3 protein-coding genes are annotated in these 3,282 nt (G+C 74.0%); 1 reads left to right on the forward strand and 2 read right to left on the reverse strand.

Annotated features, from left to right (window positions below; translation table 11 throughout):
- Positions 1–689, forward strand: a 689-nt coding sequence (locus tag E1258_RS31330) for a triacylglycerol lipase (RefSeq protein WP_132407442.1), incomplete at its 5' end; no start/stop codon positions are given.
- Between the two features lie 158 nt (positions 690–847).
- Here E1258_RS31330 and E1258_RS31335 read toward each other — a convergent pair.
- A complete protein-coding gene (locus E1258_RS31335; RefSeq protein WP_132407444.1) occupies positions 848–1,720 on the reverse strand; it encodes an aldo/keto reductase in 873 nt (290 codons plus the stop codon).
- Between the two features lie 85 nt (positions 1,721–1,805).
- Positions 1,806–3,282: GMC family oxidoreductase (locus E1258_RS31340; protein ID WP_132407446.1), on the reverse strand; the 1,477-nt coding region annotated here is incomplete at its 5' end.

Here is a 3,282-nt window from a genome sequence, read left to right on the forward strand (position 1 = left end):
CGCCGGCCCCCGCCACCAGGGCCGCCGCTGCCGCCAACCCCGTCATCGTCGTGGCCGGCCTCAGCACCCCCGCCCTCGGCTACGAGCCGCTCGCCGCCCGGCTGCGGGCCGACGGCTACCGGGTGTCGATCTACCAGCTCCCCGGCCTCGGCTTCGGCGACATCGCCGAATCCGCCCGGGCCTTCGGCACGTACGTCGACCAGGTGCGCGCCGCCACCGGTGCGGCCCGCGTCGACCTGGTCGCCCATTCCGAGGGCGGCCTGGTCTCCCGCCACCTCATCCGCAACCTCGGCGGCGGCACGAAGGTGGGCCGGTACGTCAGCCTCGGCGCCCCGCACTACGGCACCTACGTCGCCGACATCGTGCAGTTCCTCGGCCTCGGTAGCTGCCTCGGCATCGTCGCCTGCCAGCAGATGACCATCGGGTCGAGCTTCCTCACCGCGCTCAAAGACGGCGACGACACGCCGGGCGACGTGCGGTGGACGACCGTGCGCACCCTCCAGGACGAGCTGGTGCGGCCCACCGAGAACGCGGCCCTCGCCGACGGCGCCACCAACGTGCTCATCCAGTCGTGGTGCCCGCTGCGGATCGTCGGGCACCTTGGCCTCGTCCTCGACGGCACGACGTACACGGTGGTGCGGGGCGCGCTCACCGACTCCCCGGTGCGCCCCGACTGCTACGCCCTCTGACTGCCGGTCAGGCGCGCCCGACCACGACGACGGGGATCTCCCGGTCGGTGTCCCGCTGGTACGTGGCGTAGGTGGCAAAGACCTTGGCCGCCGTGCCGCCGGCTCGTACCGGAGGCCAACGGCTTTCCCCACCCCCGTGGGCGGCGTGGGCGGCGGGTTCAGGCGGCCTTCGCGAGGGCCGCGTACTCGTCGTCGGTGAGCCGCACCTCGGCGGCGGCCACGTTCTCCTCCAGGTGCGCCACCGACGACGTGCCCGGGATGGGAAGCACGACCGGCGAGCGCCGCAACAGCCAGGCGAGCGCGAGCTGCGCGGGCGTCGCGCCGTGGTCGGTGGAGATCGCGTCCAGCGGGCCGCCCGGCTTCGCCAGGTTGCCGGTGGCGATCGGGAACCACGGGATGAACGCCAGGTCGTTGCGCTCGCAGTGGTCGAGCACGTCCTCGGCGCTGCGGTCGGCGAGGTTGTACAAGTTCTGCACCGACACGATCGGGGTGATCCTGCGGGCCTGCTCGATCTGCGCGACGGTCACCTCGGACAGGCCGATGTGCCGGATCTTGCCCTCCTGCTTGAGCAGCGCCAGCTCGCCGAGCTGGTCGGCCAGCGGCACCTTCGCGTCGATGCGGTGCAACTGGTACAGCCCGATGGCTTCCAAGCCCAGGTGACGCAGGCTCAGCTCGCACTGCTGGCGCAGGTACTCCGGCCGGCCCACCGGCCGCCAGTCGCCCGGACCGGAGCGGGTCAGCCCCGCCTTGGTCGCGATGACCAGGTCGTCGGCGTACGGGTGCAGCGCCTGCCTGATCAGCAACTCGGAGACGAACGGCCCGTACGAGTCGGCGGTGTCGATGAACGTCACGCCCAGCTCGTACGCCCGGCGCAGCACCCGCACCGCCTCGGCCGGGTCCTTCGGGTCGCCCCAGACGCCTGGCCCGGTGAGCTGCATCGCCCCGTAGCCGAGCCGGTCGACCTGGAGGTCGCCGCCGATCCGGTACGCGCCGGAGGCTTTCGCGGGCTGCCTGCCAGCGTCGTCAGCCATGAGTCGAACCCCAATCCTGTGTGCGTCGACGGGTCGATCGTGCGTCGGAGGACCACTGCCCCGGGCGCAGCCCACCCAAAATTACTCAGCCGGCCCGGATCAGGTCGGCCGCCCGCCAGGCCAGGGCCATCACCGGGGCGTTGAGGTACCCGGACACCAGCACTGGCAGCACCGAGGCGTCCACCACCCGCAGCGCGTCGATGCCGCGCACCCGCAGCCGGGGGTCGACGACGTGCTCGTCGGAGGGACCCATGCCGCAGGTGCCGACCGCGTGGTAACCGCAGTAGCCCAGCGCCAGCGCCGCCTCGACGATCTCCCGGTCACCGCGTACGGCCGGGCCGGGCACCGTCTCGGCGGCGATCCGCCCGGCGATCGGCGCGGTGGCGAACAGCTCCCGCATCCGGCAAAAGGCGTCCACGGCGACCCGCCGGTCGTGCCCGGTGGCGAAGTAGTTGGCCACGATCCGGGGCGGCGTGCGGGGGTCGGCCGAGACGATGGCCAGGCTGCCCTCGCTGTCCGGCCGGGTGACCGTGCACAGGCCCATCATCCCCGCCTCGGTCTCCAGCTCCAGCGCGTGGCCCGGCCGGGGCGGGGCCGCCGAGAAGGGCGCGATCAGCAGTTGGGCGTCCGGGTGGTCGACCTGCGGAGTGGACCGGATGTGCGCCCCCACGTCGTGCACCGGCAGGCTCAGCGGCCCCCGCCGGGCCAGCGCGTACCGCAGCGCGGCCAGGCCCTGCCCGAGCAGGCTGCCCAGCATGTGGTTGTAGCCGCCGTCGCCGGTCAGCCGGAACTGCGCCCGCATCGACCGGTGCTCGCGCAGCCCGAGGCCCACCCGGGGCCGGTCGAGCAGCACGTCGACGCCGGCCCGCCGCAACGTGTCGGCCGGCCCGATGCCCGACACCTGCAACAGTTGCGGGCTGGCGATCGCCCCGGCGGCGAGGATCACCTCCGCCGAGGCGGTGTAGTCGACGGTGCGGCCCCCGCTGTCGGCCCGTACGCCGACCGCCCGGCCGGCGCGCACGAGGATCCGCCGCACGGTCGTGTCCACCGCGACGGTCAGGTTCGGCCGGTCCCGCACCGGGTGCAGGAACGCGTTGGCGGCGCTGACCCGGCGGCCGTCGTGGATGGTCGCCGTGACGTAGCCGATCCGCTCGTCTGCGTCGGCGTTGAGGTCGTCGGCCCGGCGCCAGCCCAGCGCCTCCCCGGCCGCGATCGTCCGCTCGCACAGCTCGTCGGTGCCGGTCGCCGAGGACAGCCGCAGCGGCCCGCCCGCCCCGCGCGTCGGCGACGCGCCCAGCGGGTGGTCCTCCAGCCGCCGGAAGATCGGCAGCATGGTGTCCCACCCCCAGCCCGGGTTGCCGAGGCGTTCGAGGCCGTCCCAGTCGACCGGGTCGCCGCGGCCGTAGACCATGCCGTTGACGGAGCTGGAGCCGCCGACCAGCCGGCCGCGCTGCCACACCTCCCGCCGCCCCGGGGCCGCCTCGGCCGGGTAGTGCCAGGCGGTGCGCCGGTCGTCCATGAGCTTGCTGAACGCCTTCGGGATGCGCACGAACGGGCTGCGG

Origin of the sequence: Micromonospora sp. KC207 (assembly GCF_004348615.1) — a bacterium.
GTDB lineage: Bacteria > Actinomycetota > Actinomycetes > Mycobacteriales > Micromonosporaceae > Micromonospora.

Coding starts and splice junctions, on each gene's coding strand:
- E1258_RS31335 (WP_132407444.1), bottom strand. CDS start 1,720: ATGGCTGACGACGCTGGCAGGCAGCCCGCGAAAGCCTCCGGCGCGTAC.